Source organism: Micromonospora sp. LOL_014 (assembly GCF_048060245.1).
In the GTDB taxonomy this organism is placed as follows: domain Bacteria; phylum Actinomycetota; class Actinomycetes; order Mycobacteriales; family Micromonosporaceae; genus Micromonospora_E.
This window is the reverse complement of record NZ_JBHMIP010000038.1, coordinates 1-24,336: the sequence shown is the minus strand read 5'-3', so window position 1 is coordinate 24,336 and position 24,336 is coordinate 1. Positions and strand designations below refer to the sequence as shown.

Annotated in this window: 23 protein-coding genes; 16 read left to right on the top strand and 7 right to left on the bottom strand. The window is 72.2% G+C overall.

The features are described from left to right. Positions 1 to 236 precede the first annotated feature (236 nt). Both ACFHW1_RS25760 and ACFHW1_RS25755 read left to right on the top strand, forming a co-directional pair. Positions 237 to 1,298, top strand: a complete 1,062-nt coding sequence (locus ACFHW1_RS25760) for a phenylalanine--tRNA ligase subunit alpha (protein ID WP_416557060.1) — start codon at positions 237 to 239, stop codon at positions 1,296 to 1,298. A 3-nt stretch (positions 1,299 to 1,301) separates the two neighbouring features. Continuing rightward, positions 1,302 to 3,917, top strand: coding sequence for a phenylalanine--tRNA ligase subunit beta (locus ACFHW1_RS25755; protein ID WP_416616303.1), 2,616 nt, complete (start codon positions 1,302 to 1,304; stop codon positions 3,915 to 3,917). A 78-nt stretch (positions 3,918 to 3,995) separates the two neighbouring features. Here the strand turns inward: ACFHW1_RS25755 and ACFHW1_RS25750 are convergent, their stop codons facing one another. After that, entirely contained in the window at positions 3,996 to 5,312 is a 1,317-nt protein-coding gene (locus ACFHW1_RS25750; protein ID WP_416567755.1) for an SGNH/GDSL hydrolase family protein, read from the bottom strand. A 186-nt stretch (positions 5,313 to 5,498) separates the two neighbouring features. On the opposite strand from ACFHW1_RS25750, the gene ACFHW1_RS25745 reads away from it, so the two are divergent. From ACFHW1_RS25745 to argH, 10 genes are all read left to right on the top strand, one after another. Next, the gene (locus tag ACFHW1_RS25745) at positions 5,499 to 5,927 is read left to right on the top strand and encodes a hypothetical protein (RefSeq protein ID WP_416557058.1); all 429 of its coding nucleotides are present in this window, start codon (positions 5,499 to 5,501) and stop codon (positions 5,925 to 5,927) included. A 133-nt stretch (positions 5,928 to 6,060) separates the two neighbouring features. Further along, positions 6,061 to 6,348 carry a DUF427 domain-containing protein gene (locus tag ACFHW1_RS25740; RefSeq protein WP_416557057.1) on the top strand — a complete coding sequence of 96 codons (288 nt, stop codon included), beginning with the start codon at positions 6,061 to 6,063 and terminating at the stop codon, positions 6,346 to 6,348. Positions 6,349 to 6,446: 98 nt separating this feature from the next. After that, positions 6,447 to 7,463: an N-acetyl-gamma-glutamyl-phosphate reductase gene (gene argC / locus ACFHW1_RS25735; RefSeq protein ID WP_416557056.1), complete on the top strand. Its 1,017-nt coding sequence runs from the start codon at positions 6,447 to 6,449 to the stop codon at positions 7,461 to 7,463. Further along, positions 7,460 to 8,677: a bifunctional glutamate N-acetyltransferase/amino-acid acetyltransferase ArgJ gene (gene argJ / locus ACFHW1_RS25730; RefSeq protein ID WP_416616301.1), complete on the top strand. Its 1,218-nt coding sequence runs from the start codon at positions 7,460 to 7,462 to the stop codon at positions 8,675 to 8,677. Before argC ends, argJ begins: the two co-directional genes overlap by 4 nt. Beyond that, positions 8,674 to 9,612: an acetylglutamate kinase gene (gene argB / locus ACFHW1_RS25725; protein ID WP_416557054.1), complete on the top strand. Its 939-nt coding sequence runs from the start codon at positions 8,674 to 8,676 to the stop codon at positions 9,610 to 9,612. The genes argJ and argB overlap by 4 nt, the downstream gene beginning before the upstream one ends. Next, positions 9,613 to 10,833, top strand: coding sequence for an acetylornithine transaminase (locus tag ACFHW1_RS25720; RefSeq protein ID WP_416567758.1), 1,221 nt, complete (start codon positions 9,613 to 9,615; stop codon positions 10,831 to 10,833). Then, complete coding sequence (gene argF / locus ACFHW1_RS25715) at positions 10,830 to 11,765, top strand: ornithine carbamoyltransferase (RefSeq protein WP_416557052.1); 936 nt, start codon at positions 10,830 to 10,832, stop codon at positions 11,763 to 11,765. Before ACFHW1_RS25720 ends, argF begins: the two co-directional genes overlap by 4 nt. After that, positions 11,762 to 12,271 carry an arginine repressor gene (locus ACFHW1_RS25710; RefSeq protein WP_416557051.1) on the top strand — a complete coding sequence of 170 codons (510 nt, stop codon included), beginning with the start codon at positions 11,762 to 11,764 and terminating at the stop codon, positions 12,269 to 12,271. The genes argF and ACFHW1_RS25710 overlap by 4 nt, the downstream gene beginning before the upstream one ends. An 80-nt stretch (positions 12,272 to 12,351) precedes the next feature. Continuing rightward, the gene (locus tag ACFHW1_RS25705; RefSeq protein WP_416616299.1) at positions 12,352 to 13,590 is read left to right on the top strand and encodes an argininosuccinate synthase; all 1,239 of its coding nucleotides are present in this window, start codon (positions 12,352 to 12,354) and stop codon (positions 13,588 to 13,590) included. 8 nt (positions 13,591 to 13,598) lie between these two features. Next, on the top strand, positions 13,599 to 15,062 hold the full coding sequence (gene argH / locus ACFHW1_RS25700) for an argininosuccinate lyase (protein ID WP_416567761.1): 1,464 nt from the start codon (positions 13,599 to 13,601) through the stop codon (positions 15,060 to 15,062). A 23-nt stretch (positions 15,063 to 15,085) separates the two neighbouring features. On the opposite strand, the gene ACFHW1_RS25695 is transcribed toward argH, so the two are convergent. Continuing rightward, positions 15,086 to 15,421 (bottom strand): antibiotic biosynthesis monooxygenase family protein, encoded by a 336-nt coding sequence (locus tag ACFHW1_RS25695; RefSeq protein ID WP_416557048.1) that lies wholly within the window; start codon positions 15,419 to 15,421, stop codon positions 15,086 to 15,088. A gap of 50 nt (positions 15,422 to 15,471) precedes the next feature. Here ACFHW1_RS25695 and ACFHW1_RS25690 point away from each other — a divergent pair, with 50 nt between their 5' ends. Further along, the gene (locus ACFHW1_RS25690) at positions 15,472 to 16,125 is read left to right on the top strand and encodes a DNA-3-methyladenine glycosylase (RefSeq protein WP_416557047.1); all 654 of its coding nucleotides are present in this window, start codon (positions 15,472 to 15,474) and stop codon (positions 16,123 to 16,125) included. Positions 16,126 to 16,282: 157 nt separating this feature from the next. Here ACFHW1_RS25690 and ACFHW1_RS25685 read toward each other — a convergent pair whose 3' ends face one another. Further along, a complete protein-coding gene (locus ACFHW1_RS25685) occupies positions 16,283 to 17,113 on the bottom strand; it encodes a sulfotransferase family protein (RefSeq protein WP_416557046.1) in 831 nt (276 codons plus the stop codon). 232 nt (positions 17,114 to 17,345) lie between these two features. Between ACFHW1_RS25685 and ACFHW1_RS25680 the strand changes: the two genes are divergently transcribed. Next, positions 17,346 to 18,764: a hemolysin family protein gene (locus ACFHW1_RS25680; RefSeq protein ID WP_416557085.1), complete on the top strand. Its 1,419-nt coding sequence runs from the start codon at positions 17,346 to 17,348 to the stop codon at positions 18,762 to 18,764. Here the strand turns inward: ACFHW1_RS25680 and ACFHW1_RS25675 are convergent. The 3 genes from ACFHW1_RS25675 to ACFHW1_RS25665 all read right to left on the bottom strand — a co-directional run bounded on the left by ACFHW1_RS25675 (position 18,673) and on the right by ACFHW1_RS25665 (position 20,869). Next, a complete protein-coding gene (locus ACFHW1_RS25675; RefSeq protein ID WP_416557045.1) occupies positions 18,673 to 19,329 on the bottom strand; it encodes a TRM11 family SAM-dependent methyltransferase in 657 nt (218 codons plus the stop codon). The genes ACFHW1_RS25680 and ACFHW1_RS25675 overlap by 92 nt on opposite strands. Positions 19,330 to 19,409: 80 nt before the next feature. Next, the gene (locus ACFHW1_RS25670) at positions 19,410 to 19,991 is read right to left on the bottom strand and encodes a hypothetical protein (protein ID WP_416567762.1); all 582 of its coding nucleotides are present in this window, start codon (positions 19,989 to 19,991) and stop codon (positions 19,410 to 19,412) included. A gap of 86 nt (positions 19,992 to 20,077) precedes the next feature. Further along, the gene (locus ACFHW1_RS25665) at positions 20,078 to 20,869 is read right to left on the bottom strand and encodes a hypothetical protein (RefSeq protein WP_416557043.1); all 792 of its coding nucleotides are present in this window, start codon (positions 20,867 to 20,869) and stop codon (positions 20,078 to 20,080) included. Positions 20,870 to 20,886: 17 nt separating this feature from the next. Here ACFHW1_RS25665 and ACFHW1_RS25660 point away from each other — a divergent pair, with 17 nt between their 5' ends. Then, complete coding sequence (locus ACFHW1_RS25660; protein ID WP_416557042.1) at positions 20,887 to 21,060, top strand: hypothetical protein; 174 nt, start codon at positions 20,887 to 20,889, stop codon at positions 21,058 to 21,060. Between the two features lie 37 nt (positions 21,061 to 21,097). Here the strand turns inward: ACFHW1_RS25660 and ACFHW1_RS25655 are convergent, their stop codons facing one another. Beyond that, the gene (locus tag ACFHW1_RS25655; protein ID WP_416557084.1) at positions 21,098 to 22,132 is read right to left on the bottom strand and encodes an App1 family protein; all 1,035 of its coding nucleotides are present in this window, start codon (positions 22,130 to 22,132) and stop codon (positions 21,098 to 21,100) included. A 425-nt stretch (positions 22,133 to 22,557) separates the two neighbouring features. Here ACFHW1_RS25655 and tyrS point away from each other — a divergent pair, with 425 nt between their 5' ends. After that, a complete protein-coding gene (gene tyrS / locus ACFHW1_RS25650; RefSeq protein ID WP_416567763.1) occupies positions 22,558 to 23,841 on the top strand; it encodes a tyrosine--tRNA ligase in 1,284 nt (427 codons plus the stop codon). Positions 23,842 to 24,336 lie beyond the last annotated feature (495 nt).

The window sequence follows — 24,336 nt, the reverse complement described above, 5'->3', positions numbered from 1 at the left end:
CGCAGCTACCCGGCGCGCGTCGACGACCAGCCGACGCGCCGCGACCGGCGGCCCGGCTGCGGTGTGCCACCTCATCGGCTGTTTACCCGGCCCGCCGGTTCCGGCGGGCGGCAGGGCTGACCGACCCTTCCTGCCTGCGCACCCTCCCGGCGGGCTGCGGCAGCGCCGCGCGTCCGTAGACTCTTGCCGGTCATCGGCCCCGGTGACCGCACGCCGCGAGGGAGTGCCCGCACGTCATGACCTACCGCAACGACCCATACGATCCGAAGCAGGTCGCGCTGCTCGACCCGGCCGCGCTCACCGGTGCGGTCGCTGACGCCGAAGAGGCGTTCGCCGCCGCCGCCGACCTGGACGCGTTGACCGCGCTGCGACCCCAGCACCTCGGCGACCGCGCCCCGATCTCGCTGGCCCGCCGGGAAATCGGCGCGCTGCCGCCGGCCGCCAAGGCCGACGCCGGCAAGCGGGTCAACGAGGCGCGTACCGCGGTGCAGACCGCGTACGACGCCCGGCGCGGCGAACTCGAAGCCGAGCGGGCCCGGCGGGTGCTTGCCGAGGAACGCGTCGACGTCACCCTGCCGTACGACCGCCGCCCGCGCGGCGCCCGGCACCCGCTGACCACCCTGATGGAACGCATCGGTGAACTGTTCGTCGGGATGGGCTACGAGATCGCCGAAGGCCCCGAGGCCGAGCTGGAGTGGACCAACTTCGACGCGCTCAACATCAGCCCCGACCACCCGGCACGCGGGCTGATGGACACCTTCCACCTTGACCTGCCCGGCCTGGTGCTGCGTACCCACACCTCACCGGTGCAGGCCCGGACCATGCTGACCCGCACCCCGCCGATCTACGTGGTCTGCCCGGGGCGGGTCTACCGCACCGACGAACTCGACGCCACCCACACCCCGGTGTTCCACCAGGTCGAGGGGCTCGTCGTCGACCGGGGTATCACCATGGCGCACCTCAAGGGCACCCTGGACCACTTCGCCCGGGCGATGTTCGGCGCCGCCGCCCGGACCCGCTGGCGGCCGCACTACTTCCCGTTCACCGAGCCGTCCGCCGAGTTCGACGTCTGGTTCCCGCAGCACCGCGACGGGCCACGGTGGGTCGAATGGGGCGGCTGCGGCATGGTCAACCCCCGGGTACTGCGCGCCTGCGGCATCGACCCGGAGGTCTACTCCGGATTCGCGTTCGGTATGGGCATCGAACGCACCCTGATGTTCCGCCACGGCATCAGCGACATGCGCGACATGGTGGAAGGTGACGTGCGGTTCACCCGCGCGTTCGGGATGGAGGTCTGAGACATGCGGATCGCACTTTCCTGGCTGCGCGAACACGTCGACCTGCCGGCCGACCTGACACCACAGCAGCTCGAAGACGCCCTGGTCGGGCTCGGCCTGGAGGTCGAGTCCATCGTCGACCTGGCCGGCACCGTCACCGGCTCCCTCGTCGTCGGCGAGGTCCGCGAAATCGAGGAACTCACCGGCTTCAAGAAGCCGATCCGGTTCTGCCGGGTCGACGTGGGCACCGCCAACGGCACCGGTGAGCCGCAGGAGATCGTCTGCGGCGCCACCAACTTCGCCCCCGGCGACAAGGTCGTCGTCATCCTGCCCGGCGGGGTGCTGCCCGGCGGGTTCGCCATCGGTGCTCGCAAAACCTACGGGCGCAACTCCAACGGCATGATCTGCTCCGCCCGGGAGCTGGGCGTCAGCGACGACCACGCCGGCATCATCGTGCTGACCCCGGACGTCACCGCCGCGCCGGGCGACGACGCCCGGCCCGTCGTCGGCCTCGACGACGTCGTGGTCGAGGTCGAGATCACCCCCGACCGGGGGTACGCCATGTCGGTGCGCGGCATCGCCCGGGAACTCGCCCAGGCGCTCGGCGTACCGTGGCGGGACCCGGCCGCGATCGACGCACCCGGCGCCACCGACACCCCGGCCTACCCGGTCGAGGTCCGCGACACCGTCGGCTGCGACCGGTTCGCCGCCCGGATGGTCCGCGGCATCGACCCGACCGCGCCGACGCCGGCCTGGATGGCCCGCCGGCTGACCACCGCCGGGGTACGCAGCATCGGCCTCGCCGTCGACATCACCAACTACCTGATGCTCGAACTCGGCCAGCCGATGCATGCCTTCGACGCCGACCGGCTCGCCGGGCCGCTGGTGGTCCGTCGCGCCGTCGCGGGGGAGAAGCTGACCACCCTGGACGGGGTGGCCCGGGTTCTCGACGCCGAGGACATGGTGATCTGCGACGACACCGGACCGATCTCGCTCGCCGCGGTGATGGGCGGCGAGACCAGCGAGGTGGTGCCCGGCACCCGCGACGTGCTGTTCGAGGCCGCGCACTGGGATCCGGTGATGGTCGGGCGTACCGCCCGTCGGCACAAGCTGTTCAGCGAGGCCGCCAAACGGTGGGAACGCGGCGTCGACCCGGCGCTGCCGCTGGTCGCCATCGACCGCGCCGTCGCACTGCTCACCGAACACGCCGGCGGCTCCGCCGGCGCGGAGATTCTTGACATCGACCACGTCGCCCCGCCGGCCCCGATCGTCCTCGACGCCGGGCTGCCCAGCCGCCGGGTCGGGGTGGCGTACCCGCCGCAGCGGGTAGTCGACCTGCTGGAGGCGGTCGGCTGCACCGTCGCCACCGGGTTGACCGCCGGGGCGGCCAGCGCCAGCGTCGTCGCCACCGGCGTGGCCACCGCCACCGGCGTGGCCACCGCCACCGGCGTGGCCACCGCCACCTCGGCGGCGTCGGCAGCCGACGACGGTACGGCGCCGCTGGTCGTCGGCCCGCCGAGCTGGCGGCCCGACCTGACCGACCCGGCCGACCTGGTCGAAGAGGTGGTCCGGCTCGACGGCTACGACAACGTGCCGAGCGCCCTGCCGCCCGCCCCGGCCGGCCGGGGGCTCACCGCCGGCCAACGCCGCCGCCGGTCGGTGGCGCGGGCGCTGGCCGAGACCGGTCACGTCGAGGCGCTCTGCTACCCGTTCGTCTCCCCGCAGGTCGCCGACGACCTGGGGCTGCCCGCCGACGACCCGCGCCGCGACGCGGTCCGGCTGGCCAACCCGCTGGCTGACACCGACCCGCTGCTGCGGACCAGCCTGCTGCCGCCGTTGCTGGCGACGCTGCGGCGCAACATCGGCCGGGGTCAGCGCGACGTCGCCCTCTACGAGATCGGCGTGGTGTTCAAACCCCGGCCGGGTGCCGCCGCACCGCCGCCGATGGGGGTCGACGACCGCCCCGCCGACGAAGTGTTCGCGGCCGCCGACGCCGCTGTACCGCACCAGCCGTGGCACGTGGCGGTGGTGCTCGCCGGTGACGTCTCCCCGGGCGGCTGGTGGGGCGCCGGCCGGCCGGCCAGCTGGGCCGACGCCGTCGAGGCCGGCCGGGTCGTGCTCGACGCCGCCGGTGTCCCGGCCGACCGGGTCGAGGTCCGCGCCGGCGAGTACGCGCCCTGGCATCCCGGCCGCTGCGCCGAACTGCTCGTCGACGGGGTGGTGGTCGGCCACGCCGGGGAGCTGCACCCGGCGGCGGTCGCCGCGCTGGAACTGCCCCGGCGTACCTGTGCGATGGAGCTGGATCTGGACGCGGTGCCGCCGGCCCCGGTCGTGCCGGCACCGGACTTCTCCAGCTTCCCACCGGCGTTGATCGACGTGGCGCTGGTCGTCGACGAGGCCACCCCGGCAGCGCAGGTCCGCGCCGCGCTGGTGGCCGGTGCCGGCGAGCTGCTCGAATCGGTCCGGCTCTTCGACGTGTACGCCGGCGAGCAAGTTGGCGCCGGGCGCAGGTCACTGGCGTACAAGTTGGTGTTCCGCGCCCCGGACCGCACGCTGACCGTGGAGGAGGCGGTGGCGGCCCGCGACGCGGCGGTCGCCGAGGCCGCGTCACGGCTCGGGGCCACGCTGCGCGGCGCCTGACCCGACCGACACCGGGTCCCGGCGCCGGTCCGCCGTGACGACACGGCGGACCGGCGCCGGGACCACCGGTGACCGGTGTCAGCGCCGCAGCAGCGCGGCGAGGTCGACGGCGTCGGCCATCGCCGCGCAGCCGTCATCGTTGGGATGCAGGTGGTCACCGCTGTCGTAGGCGGTCGCCAGCCGGGTCGGGTCGGCCGGGTCGGCCAGCGCCGCCGCGAAGTCGATCACCCCGTCGAAGGCGCCGCTGGTGCGGATCCAGTGGTTGACGTCGCGCCAGATTTCCTGCCGCTCGGGAGTGTCCAGGAAGGAGCCACCGAACGGTGGCACGGTGCCGCCGAGGATCGGCAGCCCCTGGGCCCGGGTCTGCGCGATCACCTGCCGGTAGCCGGTGATGATGTCGGCGACCGGGGCGCTGTAGCCGATGTCGTTGGTGCCCTCCAGTAGGATCACCGCCCGGACCCCGGTCTGCGCGTAGACGTCGCGTTCCAGCCGAGCCAGCGCCGGCACCCCCCAGTACGGTTCCCCGTCACGTGGGGCGAGTAGCCGGTTGCCGCCGAGTCCGGCGTTGACCACCGACAGGGTGGGCCCGCGCTGGTCGTGCAGGCGACGGGCCAGGTAATCGGGCCAGCGCCGGTTGGCGTTGCCGGTGGTGTTGCCGGTGTCGGTGATCGAGTCGCCGAGCGCGACCACGGAGCCGACGACCCGGGGATCGGCCTGCACGTCGATTCCGTCGACCAGCATCCAGCATGGCGTGTCGGCGTACCCCTCGGCGGTCGGTGCGGCGGCCCGGTCACCGGCCGCAAGATGGTTGCCCTGGGCGGTGAACGGATGGTTGGTCACCGGTCCGGTCGGCTCCGGTACGTACACACTGACCAGCAGGGTGCTCAGCGCGGCGACCCGCAGCGGGACCGGGTCGCTCAGCGCCCGACCGCCAGCGGCGACGGTGACCTCGTGGCTACCGCCGAAGCTCAGCTCCCGCATCGAGCCGGGCACGGCGGTCGCGCCGGCGTGCTGCACGGCGACCGAGGCTCGGCCGACGGTCAGCTCCCGGCTGCCGAACGTGTTGGTGATCCGTACCCGGACGGCCCGGCCACCGGCGCTGACGAAGGCGACGTTGCGTACCGTCTGGTTGGTCAGCCCGTCTCCGGCCGGGCAGTCCGACCAGGGGATGGTGCTGCCCTCGACCGGGCTGGGCGCCCAGGCGGCGACCCAGGTGGCCGGGTGTCGGTCGGGGCCGGCAGGGCTGGTGGAGGCGGTGTCCCCGGTGGTCGCGGCCAACGCCGACGTCACGGTGACTGCCAGGACCGCGACGCCGGCCAGGGCCGCCGTGCCGGCTGATCGGGTGCGACGCCGGGCCAGGGCCGCCGGGCCGGTGTGATTCTCCTTGGGACGCACGCCCCACCTCCTCCTCGGTCGAGCCGGCGGGTCACCGGGTCGACCGATAATGATAGAGGCATATCTATCTGGGCGGTGCCTGCGCGTTCCGTCGCCGAGCGCGCCCCGAGCCCGGCTGGCGGGTCCAGCCGGGTTCAAAGCCGGGCCAGGGGTGGGCCCGGTCGACCCTCCGACTAGGATCGGACGATGCCTCGATGGCGCAGGACACGCCTTGCCGCCAGCGCCTCGATCGCCGTGGCGGCCGTCGCTGCCTTCGTCAGTGGTCAGGCGCACTGGGGCTGGTTTCTCACGCTCACCGTCGGGCTGCCGTACGCGGTCCTGGCCGTACCGGCACGCTGCGGTGAGTCGCTGTGGCGTGACGGGGGCTGCCCCTACCTGGGGTCGGGTCTGCTGATCGGCTGTCACCTGCACCGCCTCGACAAGATCGAGCGGCTGCTCGGCGCGCAGCCACGGGCCCGGACCGGCACCCGGCAGGGTGGCGCAGCCGCCGGATTGCCGCCGAGCCGGGTTCCCATCGTGACCCGTCACGTCCGGGAAGGGCTGGGCTTCGTCGCCGTGCTCCTGGGCGCCGTCTCCGGTTTGCTCATCCTGCTCGGTGTGACACCGTCCGGATAGCGCGGCCCGGGTTCCCCGCTGGCGGGTCGGCCGGTAGCGGGTGCGCCGACCATAGCGGACGATGGGCGCCGGTGGTCGAACTGTCCGCTGCGCGACAGCCATGCGCGACAGGCGTGGTGGCTACTCTGGCAGTATGCCGAAGGCCATCTGGAACGGACTCGTGATCGCCGAGAGCGACGATACGGTCGTCGTCGAGGGAAACCACTACTTTCCCCGGTCGTCGCTGCGTGACGACCTGGTGCGTGAGTCGGACACCCACACCCACTGCCCATGGAAGGGCGACGCGTCCTACTACTCGTTGGAGCGCGATGGTCAGCGCAGCGCCGACGCGGTCTGGTACTACCCGGAACCGCTGCCGGCGGCCGACATGGTCCGCGACCGGGTCGCCTTCTGGCGCGACGTGGAGGTCGTCGACACCTGACGGGCGGATCGGCGGGCACCTGACAGGCAGGTGGACAGGGTCTTGTCGGCTCGGATGCATTCTGATACCGTCCTCTGCATAGATATGCGGAGGTGGGTATGGGCATCCGGGTCGCCGTCGCCGGCGCGAGCGGGTACGCCGGGGGAGAGCTGCTGCGGCTGATCGCCGGGCACCCCGAGCTGGACCTGGTCGCCGCCATGGCGCACAGCCGGGCCGGTGCGCCGGTCGCCGCCGTACATCCGCATCTGGCCGGCCTCGACCTGGTGTTCGTCGCCACCGATCCGGCCGACCTGGCCGCTGCGGACCTGGTCTTCCTGGCCTTGCCGCACGGCGAGTCGGCCGCGCTCGCCGCCACCCTGCCGGCCGACGTCAAGGTCGTCGATCTCGGTGCCGACCACCGGCTCGCCGACGCCGCAGCCTGGTCCCGCTACTACGGCGGCCAGCACACCGGCGCATGGACGTACGGCCTACCGGAACTGTCCGGCCAGCGGGACCGGGTCGCCGCCGCCGACCGGGTCGCGGCAACCGGTTGCTACGCGGTCGCCACCACGCTGGCGCTCGCGCCGCTGATCGCCGCCGGAGTGGTCGCCCCGGACGACGTCGTGGTGGTCGCTGCCAGTGGTACCTCCGGTGCCGGTCGGTCCGCCAAGACCCACCTGCTGGCCAGTGAGGTGATGGGCAGCCTGTCACCGTACAAGGTCGGCGCCCACCAGCACGTCCCGGAGATCAAGCAGGCCACCGGCGCGACCAGCCTGTCCTTCACCCCGGTGCTGGCTCCGATGCCGCGCGGCATCCTGGCCACGGTCACGGCCCGCCCGGCCGACACCGCCGCCGACCCGGCCGCCGCCGCGCGCGAGGCGCTGACCGCCGCGTACGCCGACGAGCCGTTCGTGCGCCTGTTGCCCGCCGGTAGTTGGCCGGTCACCGCCGCGACCCTCGGATCCAACGCCTGCCAGCTGCAGGTGACCACCGACGTCGACTCGGGACGGGTGATCGTGACCAGCGCCATCGACAACCTCGGCAAGGGCGCCGCTGGTCAGGCACTACAGTGCGCCAACCTGATGCTCGGTCTGCCGGAGACCACCGGCCTGACTGCTCTTGGGGTCGCGCCATGACGGTGACCGCGCCGAACGGGTTCCGGGCGGCCGGGGTGGCCGCCGGGCTGAAGAGCGGCGGCGCCGCCGACGTCGCCCTGGTCGTCAACGACGGACCGGCCACGGCCGCCGCCGGGGTGTTCACCACCAACCGGGTGCAGGCCGCGCCGGTGCGGTGGAGCCGGCAGGTCCTGCGCGCCGGCAAGCTGCGCGCGGTGGTGCTCAACTCCGGCGGAGCCAACGCCTGCACCGGGCCGGGCGGCTTCCAGGACAGCCACGCCACCGCCGAACACGTCGCCGCGACACTGTCCGGCACTGGCACTGGCACTGGCACTGGCACTGGCACTGGCACCGACGTCGGCGCCGGTGAGGTCGCGGTCTGCTCGACCGGGCTGATCGGCGAACGGCTGCCGATGGACAAGCTGCTCGCCGGGGTGACGGCGGCGGTCGCCGGGCTGGCCGACGACGCCGGACCGGCCGCCGCCGAGGCGATCATGACGACCGACACCCGGCCGAAGACCACCGTCGTCGCCGGCGGACCGGCTGGCGCCGCCGGACCGGCCTGGCGGGTCGGCGGGATGGCCAAGGGCGCGGGCATGCTCGCCCCGTCCATGGCGACGATGCTCTGCGTACTGACCACCGACGCGCTCGCCGACCCCGCCGACCTCGACGCCGCTCTGCGCGAAGCCTGCCGCACCACCTTTGACCGGGTCGACTCCGACGGCTGCCTGTCCACCAACGACACGGTGCTGCTGCTGGCCAGCGGTGCCTCCGGGGTCACCCCGTCGGCCGGGGAGCTGACCGCCGCGGTCACCGCCGCCTGCGCCGACCTGGCCCGGCAACTGATCGCCGACGCCGAAGGCGCCAGCAAGGAGGTCGCCATCGAGGTGGTCGGCGCGGCCAGCGAGACCGACGCGGTGCAGGTCGGCCGGGCGGTGGCCCGCAACAACCTGGTCAAGACGGCGCTGTTCGGCAACGACCCCAACTGGGGACGGATCCTCGCGGCGGTCGGCACCACCAGCGCGGTGTTCGACCCCGACCAGCTCGACGTGGCGATCAACGACGTGTGGATCTGCCGGGACGGGGCCGCCGCCGCACCCCGCGACCAGGTCGACCTCACCGGCCGGCAGGTGCACATCCGGATCGACCTGCACGCCGGTGCCGCCACCGCGACCATCTGGACCAACGATCTGTCGCACGCGTACGTGCACGAGAACTCGGCGTACTCGACATGACCGACACCACCCGGCCGACCGCGCCGCACAGCACGCTGAGCCGCGATCTCAGCCTCGCCCAGGCCAAGGCCGCCACCCTGATCGAGGCGCTGCCCTGGCTGGCCCGCTTCCACGGGGCCACGGTAATCGTCAAGTACGGTGGCAACGCGATGATCGACCCGCAGCTGCAGCGGGCCTTCGCCGCCGACATGGTGTTCCTGCGGTACGCCGGCATCCGACCGGTCGTGGTGCACGGCGGCGGCCCGCAGATCTCCAGCATGCTGCGCCGGCTCGGCATCGCCAGCGAGTTCAAGGGCGGCCTGCGGGTCACCACCCCGGAGGCGATGGACGTCGTCCGGATGGTGCTCGTCGGCCAGGTCGGCCGGGAACTCGTCGGCCTGATCAACGAGCACGGGCCCTACGCCGTCGGGCTGTCCGGCGAGGACGCCCACCTGTTCACCGCCGTCCGCCGCCCCGCCTGGGTCGACGGCGAACCGGTCGATGTTGGCCAGGTCGGCGACGTCGACACGGTCAACCCGTCGGCGGTCGCCGACATCATCTCGGCCGGCCGGATTCCGGTGATCTCCACGGTCGCACCCGACGTCGACGGCGTACTACACAACCTCAACGCCGACACGGCCGCCGCCGCGCTGGCCGTCGCACTGCGGGCCCGCAAGCTGGTCGTGCTCACCGACGTGCCCGGCCTGTACGCCGACTGGCCCGACACCGGCAGCCTGATCAGCCGGATCACCGCCGACGACCTGGCCGGCCTGCTGCCCACCCTGGCCGCCGGCATGGTGCCGAAGATGGAGGCGTGCCTGCGGGCGGTACGCGGCGGGGTGCCCGCCGCGCACGTGGTTGACGGCCGGGTAGCCCACTCCACCCTGCTGGAGGTCTTCACCTCGGAGGGCTTCGGCACCATGGTCACCGATCCGACGAACGACGGGGAGTCCTGAATGGCGTCGCTGCGGGACCGCTGGTCCGCATCGTTGATGGACAACTACGGCACACCGCCGCTGGCGCTGGTGCGCGGCGAGGGCACGACTGTCGTCGCTGAGGACGGCCGACGCTACCTCGACCTGTTGGGCGGCATCGCGGTCAACTCGCTCGGACACGCGCACCCGGCGGTCGTCGAGGCCGTCAGCCGGCAGATCGGGACCCTCGGACACGTCTCGAACCTCTACGTCGCCGAACCGCCGGTGGCCCTGGCCGAACTGCTGCTCGCCCTCACCGGACGCCCCGGCGCCGTCTTCTTCTGCAACTCCGGGGCCGAGGCGGTCGAAGCCGCGTTCAAACTGTCCCGGCGTACCGGTCGGACCCACGTCGTCGCCACCCACGAAGGCTTCCACGGGCGGACCATGGGGGCCCTGGCCCTGACCGGGCAGCCGGCCAAGGCCGACCCGTTTCGGCCGCTGCCCGGCGAGGTCACCCACGTGCCGTACGGCGACGCCGAGGCGCTCGCCGCCGCCGTCACCGACCGCACCGCCATGGTGATCCTGGAACCGATCCAGGGTGAGGCCGGCGTGGTGGTGCCCCCGCCGGGCTACCTGGCCGCCGCCCGGGAGATCACCAGCCGGCACGGTGCCCTGCTCACCCTCGACGAGGTGCAGACCGGGGTGGGACGGACCGGCCACTGGTTCGCCCACCAGGCCGACGGGATCACCCCGGACGTCGTCACCCTGGCGAAGGGTCTCGGCGGCGGGCTGCCGATCGGTGCCTGCATCGCCTTCGCTGACACCCAGGTCGGTGGCGTGGGCACTCCGGCCGCGCTGCTCACCCCGGGCAGTCACGGCAGCACCTTCGGCGGCAATCCGGTCTGCTGCGCCGCCGCCCTCGCCGTGCTGCGCACCATCGCCGCCGAAGGGCTGCTCGACCACGTCAAGCGGGTCGGCGAGCAACTGCGCCGGGGCGTCGAGTCGCTCGGCCACCCGCTGATCGCCGGGGTTCGGGGTGCCGGTCTGCTGCTCGGCGTGGTGCTCACCGCGCCGGTCTCGGCCGCGGTCGCGGCCGGGCTGCGCGACGCCGGGTTCCTGGTCAATCCGGCCCAGCCGGATCTGATCCGGCTGGCTCCGCCGCTGATTCTCACCGTGGAGCAGGCCGACGAGTTCCTGGCCGCGCTGCCGGCGGTCCTCACCGCCGTCGCCGATGCCGTGGCGACCACTGGAGCGGCGTCGTGATCCGGCACCTGCTGCGCGACGACGACCTGAGCCCGGCCGAGCAGTCGGCGGTGCTGGATCTGGCGGCGGCGATGAAGGCGGACCGGTACGGCCACCGGCCGCTGGCCGGCCCTCGCTCGGTCGCGGTGCTGTTCGACAAGCAGAGCCTGCGGACCCGGCTGTCGTTCGACGTCGGCATCGCCGAGCTGGGCGGCAACCCGATCGTGGTGGACACCCAGGCCACCCATTTCGGTCGCGGGGAGACTCTGGCCGACGCCGGTCGGGTGCTGTCGCGGTACGTGTCAGCGATCGTGATGCGTACCTTCGGCGACGACCGGCTCGCCGAGGTCGCGGCAGGGGCGAGCGTACCGGTGGTCAACGCGCTCACCGACGGGTTCCACCCCTGCCAGCTGCTCGCCGACCTGCTGACCGTGCGGGAGTACTGCGGCGACACCACCGGACGGACCCTGGCGTACGTCGGCGACGCCGCGAACAACATGGCGAGTTCCTACCTGCTTGCCGGGGCCACCGCCGGGATGCATGTGCGGGTCTCCGGGCCGACCGGGCACGACCCGTCCCCGTCGGTGGTTTCCCGGGCCGGGGAGATCGCCGCCTGGACCGGCGGGTCGGTGCAGGTCATCCGGGACCCGAAGGAGGCGGTCGACGGCGCCGACGTGCTGGCCACCGACACCTGGACGTCGATGGGCCAGGAGGCCGACGGGCGGGACCGGCGTACTCCGTTCTGGCCGTACCAGGTCAACCAGGATCTGCTCGACGCCGCCGCGCCGGAGGCGATCGTGCTGCACTGCCTGCCCGCCCACCGGGGTGAGGAGATCACCGACGACGTGCTCGACGGCGCGCGCAGCGCCGTGTTCGACCAGGCAGAGAACCGGCTGCACGCGCAGAAGGCGCTGCTTACCTGGCTGTTGCGCCAGCAGGACGGGCCGTCGTGACCGGGCCGGCGACCCGGACCGCCCGGCACGCCCGAATCACCGAGCTGATCCGGGCCAGGGCGGTCCGGTCACAGACCGAGCTGGCCGAGTTGCTCGCCGCCGACGGCATGCAGGTCACCCAGGCGACCCTGTCGCGGGACCTGGAGGAACTCGGCGCGGTCAAGGTACGCGGCCGCGACGGCGGCCCAGCGGTCTACCTGATCCCCGAGGACGGCAACCCGACGCTGCGGCCCGCCGAGCAGGCCCCGGCCCGCCTGGTCCGGCTGCTGCACGAGCTGCTCACCGGAGTCGACGCCAGCGGCAACATCTGTGTGCTGCGTACCCCACCGGGTGCGGCGCAGTTCCTGGCCAGCGCGCTGGACCGGTCCGGGCTGCCGGACGTGGTCGGCACCATCGCCGGTGACGACACCATCCTGGTCGTCGCCCGCGGCCCGGCCGGCGGTGCCGACCTGGCCGGAAAGCTCTCCACCTGGGCCGCCACCCCGCCCGGCCCGAACACCCCCTGAACGGCCCGAACACCCCCGCTGAACCGCCTGACCACCACCTGATTTTCCCGATACGCACATCCAACGAGGAGCACGACATCATGACTGAGCGGGTGGTACTCGCCTACTCCGGCGGCCTGGACACCTCGGTCGCCATTCCGTACCTCGCCGGGGAACTCGGCGCCGAGGTGATCGCCGTCGCGGTCGACGTCGGCCAGGGCGGCGAGGACATGGACGCCATCCGGCAGCGGGCGCTGGACTGCGGTGCCGTCGAATCCGAGGTGGTCGACGCCCGGGACGAGTTCGCCGCCGACTTCTGCCTGCCGGCGCTGCGGGCCAACGCCCTCTACATGGACCGGTATCCGTTGGTGTCGGCGCTGAGCCGGCCGCTGATCGTCAAGCATCTGGTCGCAGCGGCCCGCAAGCACGGCGGCACCGTGGTGTCACACGGCTGCACCGGCAAGGGCAACGACCAGGTTCGCTTCGAGGTCGGCATCGGCGCGCTCGCGCCGGAGCTGAAGGTGGTCGCCCCGGCCCGCGACTTCGCCTGGACCCGGGACAAGGCGATCGCGCTGGCCGAGGAGAAGGGGCTGCCGGTCGACGTTTCGCACAAGTCGCCGTACTCGATCGACCAGAACCTGTGGGGCCGGGCGGTGGAGACTGGCTTCCTGGAGGACATCTGGAACGCCCCGATCGAGGACCTGTACGCATACACCGCCGACCCGGCCGTGCCGCGCGACGCCGACGAGGTGACCATCACCTTCGACGCCGGCGTGCCGGTGGCGATCGACGGCGAGACGGTCACCCCGTACCAGGCGGTGGTGGAGCTCAACCGGCGGGCCGGCGCGCAGGGCATCGGGCGGCTGGACATGGTCGAGGACCGGCTCGTCGGGATCAAGAGCCGCGAGGTGTACGAGGCCCCGGGCGCGATCGCGCTGATCAACGCCCACCAGGAGCTGGAGAACGTCACCGTGGAGCGCGAGGTGGCCCGGTTCAAGCGGACCGTGGACCAGCGCTGGGGCGAGCTGGTCTACGACGGCCTGTGGTTTTCCCCGCTCAAGCAGGCCCTCGACGCGTTCATCGACGAGACGCAGCGGCACGTCACCGGCGAGATCCGGATGGTGCTGCACGGCGGCCGGCCGGTCGTCGTCGGCCGGCGTTCCGAGGCCAGCCTGTACGACTTCAACCTGGCTACCTACGACACCGGTGACACCTTCGACCAGAGCCAGGCGAAGGGCTTCGTGCAGCTGTGGGGACTGTCCAGCCGGCTGGCCACCGCCCGCGACACCCGGCTCGCCGGCCCCGGTGGGCAAACCCGGCTGCCCGGCTCGCAGGCCTGACCCCGACAATGGTCGCCGTGGACGACAAGAGCCTGACCGAGAACACCGCCAGCCCGAACCGCACCAGCCTGTGGGGTGGCCGCTTCGCCGGCGGGCCGGCCGAGGCACTGGCCCGCCTGTCGGTCAGCGTCCAGTTCGACTGGCGGCTGGCCCCGTACGACATCGCCGGCTCCCGGGCGCACGCCCGGGTGCTGGCCGCCGCCGGCCTGCTCGACCCGGACGAACTGGGCCGGATGCTGGCCGCGTTGGACGACCTGGAGGCGGCCTGCGCCTCCGGGTCGTTCCGGCCGACCGTGGACGACGAGGATGTGCACACCGCGCTGGAACGCGGCCTGCTGGAGCGGCTCGGCTCGCTCGGCGGCAAGCTGCGCGCCGGCCGGTCCCGTAACGACCAGGTCGCCACCGACCTGCGGCTGTACCTGCGCGACCACGCCCGTGGCCTGGCAGCACAGCTGGTCGAGCTGGCCGCTGCCCTGGTCGAGCAGGCCGAGCGGCACCTGGAGACCCCCGCGCCCGGGATGACCCACGTGCAGCACGCCCAGCCGGTGACGTTCGGGCACTGGCTGCTCGCCCACGTCCATCCGCTGCTGCGCGACCTGGACCGGTTGCGCGACTGGGACGACCGCACCGCCGTGTCACCGTTGGGTGCCGGCGCGCTGGCCGGCTCCGGCCTTCCGCTGGATCCGGCTGCGGTGGCCAAGGAGTTGGGATTTCGGACCTCGTTCGCCAACTCGATGGACGCGGTCGCCGACCGGGACTTCGCCGCCGAGTTCCTCTTCGCCACCGCGATGGTCGGGGTCCACCTGTCCCGGCTGGGGGAGGAGGTGGTGCTCTGGACCTCGCAGGAGTTCGGCTGGGTGGAGCTGGACGACGCCTTCGCCACCGGGTCGTCGATCATGCCGCAGAAGAAGAACGCCGACATCGCCGAGCTGGCCCGGGGCAAGTCCGGCCGGCTCGTCGGCGGGCTGGTGGCCGTGTTGACCATGCTCAAGGGGCTGCCGCTGACCTACGACCGGGACATGCAGGAGGACAAGGAGCCGGCGTTCGACGCCGTCGACACCCTGCAACTGCTGCTGCCGGCCCTGGCCGGGATGATCTCCACCATGACGGTACGGGTGGACCGGCTCGCCGCCGCCGCCCCGGCCGGGTTCACCCTGGCCACCGAGGTGGCGGACTGGCTGGTCCGCAAGGGTGTGCCGTTCCGGGACGCGCACGAGGTAACCGGCAAGCTGGTGGCGCTCTGCTCAGCCCGGGAGTGCGCGCTCGACGAGGTCTCCGACGACGACCTGCGGCTGGTCAGCGAGCACCTGGACGCCGGCGTCCGAGACGTACTCTCGGTGCGGTCGGCGCTCGCGGTGCGGACCACGCCGGGCTCGACCGGCCCCGGTCCGGTGTCCGACCAGTTGGTTGCCGTTACGGAGCAACTGAGCGGGTGGCGGCAGTGGGCGGCGGAGTCGGTGGTGCCCCGCTGACCTGGCCGCCAGCCGGGTCCGGGTCACCGGGTGGGTGACGGGAACCGGTAGGCCCGCTCCACCCGGGCCACGTGCACCGCGAAGCTGGCGTACCACCGGGCCCGCCCATCGGCCTGGGCGACCAGATGCTCGACGTGTCGACGCCAGGCGGCGATCGACTCCTCGTCACGCCAGTAGGAGACGGTGATGCCGACCCCGTCGGGGTCCCGGGCACTGTCCACGCCCAGGAAGCCTGGCTGCGCGTCGGCGAGTTCCAGCATCCGGCGGGCGGTGGCCGCGTAGCCGTGGTCGTCGTCGGTGCGGGTAGAGGCGAAGACCACCAGGTAGTACGGCGGTGGCGGGGTGTCGGCGGGACTCATCGGTCGCTCCCGGGCGGTGGTGTGCTGGGTCGCTGTGCTGTGCTGGCACCATGAGACCACCCGCGCCGATCGGCGATCTCGCGACGGTGCTCGCCGGACCGGTCGACGTTGCGGCCCGCGCGTTGCTGGGCTGCCGGGTCGCTGTCGGCGATGTCGAGGTCCGGCTTACCGAGGTCGAGGCGTACGCCGGGGTCGGCGCCGACCCCGCCTCGCACGCCCATCGGGGCCGTACGCCGCGTAATGCCCCGATGTTCGGGCCGCCCGGGCAGCTGTACGTCTACTTCAGCTACGGCATGCACTGGTGTGGCAACGTGGTCACCGGCCCGCCGGGACAGGCGGCGGCGGTGCTGCTGCGGGCCGGCGAGATCGTCGCTGGTCACGGGGCGGCCCGGCACCGCCGTGGCGTACGGGTGCCGGACCGGGACCTGGCCCGTGGTCCGGCCCGGCTGATGGCCGCGCTCGGGCTGGACGGCACGGCGAATGGTACGTCGGTGCTCGACGGCACCGGCCCGCTGTCGCTGACGCCACCGCCGGTGCCGATCCCGGCCGGAGCTGTCCGCACCGGCCCCCGGGTGGGGGTGGGTGCGGCCCCGCACACGCCATGGCGCTTCTGGCTGGCCGGCGAGCCGACGATCAGCGCGTACCGCCGGGCCGCTCCCCGGCCGCGCGGCGGCCGGACCGGGGCGCCGAGCGTGACCGGATGACGGGCGACCGCTGCGGCCCTCAGCGGGCTGCGCGCCTCGCGACGGGCGGCCCGGGCCTGGGCCGAACTTGGTGACGTGCTGGCCGTCACCGGCGATCCGGTCGGTGCCGTCGAGGCGCTGCGCGGCGCAGGGCCACCGCCGCAGTGCACCTCGGCCTTCAGCCATCCCGCCGGGCCGGGTATCCCCAGCCCTTGGCAACCTCGAACAGCGGACCCGGCAGCGCCACGTCGGCCGGCAGTTCCCGAGGCGGCTGGACCGTGCCGGTACGGATCCGCCCGGTCCAGTCACCCAGCCCGGCCTTGATCCGGCCATGGTCGAACCGGCCGTACTCCACCATGTCCGACTCCCACTCCAGACCGAGGAACTCGCAGATGCGCCGGGTCTCGGTCGTCGGATCGGCGGCCAGATCCTCGTAGCGGACCGTGTGTCCGGGAAGTACCCGGCGTGCCTCGGCGAGTTTGGTCAGGTACCGGCCGACGCTCTCGGCTGCCTCCTGCGGCGTCTGCTGGGGTCGAGCCCTGCTCCACGAGTCGAGGATCGCGGCCGGGTGGCGTAGTAGGAACACGAACCGCGCGTCCGGCCACACCCGGGCGATCCGGGGCCAGATGAACACGTTGTGCGGAGTCTTCTCGACCAGGACCTGTTTGCCACTGCGCTGCAACGCCGCGTCCAACACCCGGTCCCACAGCAGGTGGGTGATTTCCTGAGCGTCCCAGCCCAACTCGCCCATGCTGTCCGTGATGTAGTGGTCACTGAACTCCACCCGCAACTTACTCAGATGCAGCTCGTGCGGAGCGTAGAGCGAAGAGTGGCTGTTCAGCATCATTCGCAGCAGTGTCGACCCCGACCGGACCGACGACAGAATGAACACCGGTTGGCGCAGCAGTCGGTGCGGGCGGCGGACGAAGGCGGGACGGCCGCCCCGGCGGGTGATCTGCATTCCGGTTGACCGGGCGATCCGTACGGCAAGGTGATGCTTCCAGCTCATACGACCCGACACTACGAAACCTTGCTGAGAAAATGCTAGGAGGGTCTTCGCCGAAAATGCTAGGAGGGTCTTCGCCCGCCGCCGGGCACAGAGTCGCGCCGGATGCCAGGTGACCGGCGGCCCGGTTACCGGACGGATGGCAGGATTCGCATCCGGCCCGGGTGGGCAAAGCAGGCCGCAGCATACCGGCGACGGAATCCGGGTCACGACGGCGGCGATGGAAGGTGCGTACGTGCAGGGGTACGGAACACAACTCGCGCTGGTCGGGATCCTGGTGGTGCTGAACGCGGTCTTCGCCGGTAGCGAGATCGCCCTGGTGTCGCTGCGCGACAGCCAGCTGCAGCGGCTGGAACGGTCCCGCCGGGCGGGTCGGGTCCTGGCCAAGCTCGCCAAGGACCCGAACCGGTTCCTCGCCACCATCCAGATCGGCATCACCCTGGCCGGGTTCCTGGCCTCCGCCACCGCCGCGGTGTCGCTGGCCCAGCCGTTGGTGCCAGCGCTGGACGTGCTCGGCCGGGCTGCGGAGCCGGTGGCGATCGTGCTGATCACCCTGGTGTTGACCTTCGTCACACTGGTCTTCGGCGAGCTGGCCCCGAAGCGGGTGGCCATGCAGCGGGCCGAGCGGTGGGCGCTGGCGGTGGCCCGGCCTCTCGACATGATGGCCAGCCTGGCCCGGCCGGCGGTCTGGGCGCTCGGTGCCACCAGCGACCTCGTGGTCCGCCTCGTCGGCGGCGATCCGAAGGCGACCCGCGACGAAATCAGCCCGGACGAACTGCGCGACATCGTGGCCGGTCACCGGGCGTTCACCGCCGAGCAGCAGACCATCATCTCCGGGGCACTGGAGATCGCCGACCGGCGGCTGCGGGCGGTGCTGGTGCCCCGGCTGGAGGTCTTCACCCTGGACAGCGGTACGTCTGCCGAGGCGGCCCGGATCGTGCTGGCCACCTCCGGGCACTCCCGCGCGCCGGTGGTCCGTAACGGGATGCTGGACGACACCGTCGGCGTGATCCACCTGCGTGACCTGGTCGGCGTACCCGTCGACCGGCCGGTCGACGCGGTTGCCCGCCCGCCCATGCTGCTGCCCGAGTCGCTGCCGGTGGTCGACGCGTTGCGGCGGTTCAAGACACACCGCCAGCACATCGCGCTGGTCGTCGACGAACGCGGTGCCGTCGACGGCATCGTCACCCTGGAGGACGTACTGGAGGAGATCGTCGGCGAGATCTACGACGAGACCGACCGGGACATCCGCGCCGTACGCATCGAGCCGGACGGCACCATGCTGGTCCCCGGGACCTTCCCCGTGCACGACCTGCCGGACATCGGGGTCGACCTGCCCGGCCGCCCGGCCGGCGACTACACCACCGTGGCAGGTCTGGTGCTGGCCCGGCTCGGCCACATTCCCACCGACGCGGGCGAGTCGGTCCGGGTCGACGGCTGGACCATCACCGTCGCTTCCGTTGACCACCACGCCATCAGCGGTGTACGGCTGCGCCGATCCTCGCGGACCGACGGCGACCGTGCGGGTGACGGCGACCGTGCCGACGCCGAGAACCGCCCGCTCAGCTCGGCCGCTGAAAAACCAGACAGTAGTCGCCGGTCAGCCAGTCGGGCTGGTGGTCCCAACACAGGAACGACTCCTGAAGCAGAGTGAGGTGGGCGCGGATCACCCGACCCACGTCCCAGGCGAGGGTGGTCACCCGACCGTCGACCCGCATGTTCGCCACGTTCACCACGGCGTGGCCGCCCGGCCGCAGCAACTGGGCGACCTGACCGAACACGTCACCGATCTCGTCGAGGTAGCTGGTGTAGTCACCGTCGAGGGTCTCGTAGGCGTTGAGCGGGTTCTCCGGATGGTCCGTCGCGTCCATGTAGGGCGGTGAGGTCAGGCAGAGGTCGAACGGCCCGTCGACCAGACCGATCAACTTCCGGGCGTCACCGTCGACGATCTCGGCACCGGCCGCCCCGGCGAGCCGCTGCCGGATCAGCGCGACCCGGTCGGGCAGCAGTTCGACGCCGGTCGCCCGTCGACCCATCCGCGCTGCCGTCACCAGTGTGGTGCCATAGCCGGCGAACGGGTCCAGCACCGCCTGCCCGGGCGTGGTGTACTCGTCGATCACCGCCTCGACCAGAGCCTCCGGAAAGTGCACCTGCTGGTCCTCACCCGCCGGCAGTTGGGCGATCAGGTCAGCGCTGGTCAGCTGCAGCCACGGTTTCACCCGACCATTGTCCCTCGCCGCAGTCGCGGCGGCCGGCCGCCCGGCGTCGGCGGCTGCCGGACTACTCCGACGATACCGGACTACTCCGGCGCCGCGTCGTCGTGCTGCCCGGACTGGCGACGGTTGCGCAGCGCCACCCAGGTGGCACCGAACACAATCGCTCCGGCCAGACAGACCGCGACCACGTGACCGCTGCCAGTCCAGCCGAACCAGTCCTGCAGCAGCATCCGGGAGCGGGACGTGGGATCCACCAACGTGATCGCCACGAACGCGGCGACCAGTACTCCGGCGCCGAGGGCGAACGCGGTCGCCCACGGCCCGCTCGGTCCGAACCGGCCGTGCAGCACTAGCACAGCGCGCACGATCCGTCGGGCCCGGACCAGCCGCAACGTGCCTACCGTGTAGATCAACCGGAACACCTGCAGCGGCCCCAACGCCAAGATGGTGACCGGGACCACGATCAGGGTCAGCGTCACCAGCCCTCGGTTGCGCCGCAGCCACGCCAGCCGGTCGGCGGAGAAGGTCAGCAGTACGGCGGTCTCGGCGACCAGCACCGCTCCGCTCGCCCAGTGCAGTACCTCACCGACCGTTGCCAGGGCCCCGCCGGCGAGGGTGAGGAACACCGCCGGAACCGAGGCCAGCGCCGCGATCAGCACCGGCACCGCCAGTCGCCGTTCCCACCGGGCGGATCGGTCCCGGCCGGACCCGCCGGCCGGCTGATCGCTTCCAGTTCGGTCGTCGGCGCGGGTCATCCCGATGTGTCGGCGGCCCGCCGTCCGACGGTCGCCGACGGAGCCCGGACCGCGATTTCCACCCCGAGCTGCGCACCGTCGCTCAGCCGGAGCCGGTCACCGCTCCAGAACCGGCCCGGGTCGTACCAGTTGGTCCGCCGGCCTGTTGGCAGCAGCCCCATCGCCTCGTAGGTCACCGCGATCACCTCGGCGCAGTAGACACTCTCCAGATCCGTTCGGCCGGCAGCACCGTCAGGCGACGGTCCGGCGCCACCCGACCCCTCGGCTGCTTCGGCGCCACCCGTACCCCGACCAACCGGCGGTAACCAGCTGGCCAACCGTTCGTGTACCGCGCCGGCCAGCGGCGCCCGCCGTACGGACGGGGTACGACCCCGCAGCCACCGCCAGGCCAGCGCGGCGGTGGACGGGAACGGGGTGCCGTCCAACCGGGCGACGGTCCGTAGCACGGCATCCTCCATCGCGCTGTCGGCGGGCGGCTCCAACTGCCGCAGCCAGGCCCGCTGACCGTAGCGCCGTGCCCAGACCGTGACCGCGTCGCGCAGGTCGTGCAGCTGCACCCCTCTGTGGTGGCTGCCCGACCACATGTCCGGCAGTGACCGACCGAGCTCGGCGTGCCACAGCAGCGGTGGGAGATCTTCGATCACCACCGCCATCCCCACGTGGTTCACCGGGCTGTTGGTGGTCATCTGGATCGCCCGGTCGGGCATCGTTCGCCCGCGAAACAGCCACAGGTCACCGGTGCGGGTCAGCTCGACCGCCGCGTCGAGGGAGAGTGGTTCGCCGGTCACTCGACTACCCTAGGCCGATGCGTTGGTGGAAGGTAATGGGCCTGGCCGCGTTCGTCGGGGTCGCCGCGACCGGAGCGGTCGTCGTCCGGGCCGAACGACGCCGTCGGGCCTACACCGCGGAGCAGATCCGAGACCGGCTCCGACAGCGCCTCGTCGAGGCCGGCCCGGTGGACGCCCCGCCGCCAGACTGAGCCGCCGGTCAGCTGAGCCGCCGGCTCCGGCAGCCGGTCACAGCAGCCACGCCTCACGCAGCAGGTGTGCCAGGCCGGCACCGTCGGGCGCGGACAACCACCGCCGGCCATCCGGCCCGGCAGCCCTGGAGGTCTCACCGGCCGGTGCCGGCAGGTTGCCGGCCAGGACCGCCTGGGTCGGCGAGAGCCGACGGATCGCCACCGCAGCCAAGCTGTCCGGGTGTTGCGCCGCGAACTCGGCGTAGATCTCCGGATCGTGCTGCCCGTCGTCGCCCACCAGCAGCCAGCGGATCTGCGGGAACTCCTCCGCCAACCTGGCTAGGCTGGCGCGCTTGTGCTCCCGACCGCTGCGGAACCACCGTTCGGTGGTCGGACCCCAGTCCGTCAGCAGCAGCGGGCCGGCCGGGTAGAGATGCCGGGACAGGAACCGGCTCAGGGTCGGCGCGACGTTCCAGGCACCGGTGGACAGGTAGAGCACCGGTGCACCCGGATGCGCGGTGACCAGGCGTTCGTACAGCACCGCCATCCCGGCGACCGAGGCCCGGGCGTGCTCGTCCAACACGAACGTGTTCCACGCGGCCAGCATCGGCCGGGGCAGCGCGGTCACCATGACCGTGTCGTCGACGTCGGAGATGATGCCGAACCGGACCTGCGGGTCAACGATACGTACCGGCGCGTCGACCGGCTCGGAGTCACCGCTGTGCAGCCGTACCGACGTCCAGCCGGGCTTCAGATCGGCCGGCACGACCGTGTCCACGAACCCGCCCCGGTCGGCCTGGACCTCGTGCCGCTTGCCGCCGGCTTCGATCACCACCGGCGCGTCCTTCACCGGCAGGGTGGCGAAGCTGCGCCAGCCCCGTACCTTCTTCGCTCGCCGACGTGGCGGATCAGGCCGACCCAGCAGCACCCGGGCCATCACCCGTACCCAGCCCGGCGCGCCGTAACCGGTGTACGGAATGAGCGTGAGATCCCAACCTCGTCGCCGCAGCCGGCGTTCCAACAAGGCATGGATGGCATCCTCGAGCCGGACGGCTCGGTGGGCGCCACGCGCCGCCGGGCTCACGGGTGTCATCGCCACGGTGCCACCCTGCCACAGCCGCCCGTTGCGGGCACGGCGTGGTGATCGATGACGTGAAACCCGCTCGGTCGGCCGTGCCACCGCCGACACCGGTCATCGCTGCAGGTCAGGTAGCGGCCGGCGTAGTACGCCACACACGACGTGAGCGCGGCGACGAACAACTCGACCGGCGCTGATGCGCTGTCCGAGCCGGCGCCGCTCACCGGCTGGTCGACGACGATCTGGTGGCCACGGACCTGTACTGCGTGCCGTTCGCTGTCGGCGTGCCGCACGGTCAGCCCGGGCTGCCCTGCCCGGCGGGCCGTCCGGCCTGGTCCGGTCAACGACAGGTCCCGATGGGTCCACGGGTTCGGGGCGAGCTGCGCCGCAGGTCGGAAACCGGATGTCCCTGCTGGTCCGCGATGAGGGACAATCGCGCCGTGACGGACGAACAAGACCCGGCCGGTACGCCTGACGTGCTGGACGAGCTGCGTTGGCGAGGACTGATCCAGGATGCCACGGATGTGACCGAGCTGGGTCGGCAGCTGAGCGACCCCACCACCTTCTACGTCGGCTTCGATCCGACGGCCCCCAGTCTGCATGTGGGCCACCTGGTCCAAGTGCTCACCGCCCGTCGGCTGCAACTCGCCGGGCACCGGCCGTTGCTGCTGGTCGGCGGGGCCACCGGGCAAATCGGGGACCCGAAGGAGGGCGGTGAGCGAAACCTGAACCCGCCTGAGGTGGTGGCGGGCTGGGTCGACCGGATCCGCGACCAGCTCGCGCCGTTCGTATCGTTCACCGGACCGGTTGCGGCGCGGGCGGTCAACAACCTGGACTGGGCCGGGCCGATGTCGGTCGTCGAGTTTCTCCGGGACGTGGGCAAGCACTTTCCGGTCAACCGGATGCTGGCCCGTGAGGTGGTTCGGGCCCGGCTGGACAGCGGCATCAGCTTCACCGAGTTCAGCTACCAGCTGCTGCAGGCGAACGACTTCTTCGAGCTGCACCGGCGGCACGGTTGCCTGCTGCAGTTCGGCGGCTCCGACCAGTGGGGCAACATCACCGCAGGGGTCGACTACGTACGGCGCCGTGGAGCCGGCCCGGTGCACGGTTTCACCACGCCGCTGGTCACCCGGTCGGACGGCACCAAGTTCGGCAAGACCGAGGGCGGCGCGGTCTGGTTGGACGCCGCGCTGACCAGTCCGTACGCCTTCTATCAGTTCTGGGTCAACGTCGACGACCGCGACGTCGGGCGGTTCCTGCGCTACTTCAGCTTCCAGGATCGCGAGACGATAGCCGAACTGGAGCGGGAGTCAGCGGCCCGGCCGGCGGCGCGGATCGCCCAGCGCGCGCTGGCTGAGGAGCTCACCGCCCTGGTGCACGGTCCGGTGGAGGCTGCCCAGGCGGTGGCCGCCAGCCAGGCCCTGTTCGGCCGGGGGTCACTGGACGAACTGGCTCCGGAGACACTGCACGCCGCGTTGCGTGAGGCGGGCCTGCTCACCGTGACCGGCGAGATGCCAGCAGTGGCCACGTTGCTGAAGGAGTCGGGACTCGTCGGCAGTCTCAACGAGGCACGCCGGGCGATCGCCGAAGGCGGTGCGTACCTCAACAATCAGCGGGTGTCGGACGTCGAGGCGGTGGTTGCAGCCGAGACGCTGCTGTACGGCCGGTTCCTGGTGCTGCGCCGCGGCAAGCGAACGTTTGCCGGGGTTGAGCTGGTCAAATAGGCGTCGATCGACGTTGTGACGTGGGACGCGTTCGCTCGATTTGACGACTGATCGGGCGGGCGCGTAACTTTCTCTCTGCCCGCAGGGGAACGGACGGAAACACCGGAGCCGCAATCGCAGCCGAGGTGACCGGCCGGAACTGTGGGACAACCTCCAGGTCCGGGTGTTCGCACCGAACGGAGCTGGCGGGCGGGGTCGCGAGGGTCGCACCGGCAGCGCCGGGGCCGATTTGGAGCGGCGAGACCGACCGGCTAGGGTTGATGACCGCAGGGCACCGGGCGAGTCGACGGAAACGTCGCGGCCGGCCTGCAAACCGGGTACGGACACACGGGTGACACCGTGCGCTCGTCCAGGTGGTCAAACCGGCACGAAGCGCCACGATCCGGAAAAACCCGGGTTGACGGGGCAAATGAGTCGGAGTAAGGTAGTAAAAGTGCCCGACGGAAGTCGGGTGGGACGGATGGCCCTGGTGGGGTTGCCTGCTTGGTGTGGGTG